1 pseudogene is annotated in these 228 nt (G+C 39.9%); it reads left to right on the top strand.

Going from position 1 to position 228, the window contains the following annotated elements:
- A pseudogene (locus ACRHOC_RS15355) lies at positions 1–228 on the top strand (3-oxoacyl-ACP synthase); the annotation flags it as partial.

Raw genomic sequence — 228 nt, 5'->3', positions numbered from 1 at the left:
TTCTTGAAACAATGGTAGCCACCAATGATGAGTGGATTACCACTAGAACAGGGATAAAGGAGCGCAGAATCCTTAAAGAAGAAAGCAAAAGCACCTCGTTTTTAGCGATTAAAGCAGGAGAAGATCTTCTCCAAAAAACAAACCTAGGTCCTAAAGAAATAGACCTAGTAATTGTTTCTACTGCTACTCCAGATATGAAAGCAGCTTCAACTGCAGCTTATACAGCGA

The organism is Winogradskyella poriferorum (assembly GCF_050618035.1).
GTDB classification, from domain to species: domain Bacteria; phylum Bacteroidota; class Bacteroidia; order Flavobacteriales; family Flavobacteriaceae; genus Winogradskyella; species Winogradskyella poriferorum_A.
The sequence above is the reverse complement of the archived record's forward strand: the minus strand, read 5'-3'. Positions and strand labels throughout refer to the sequence as shown.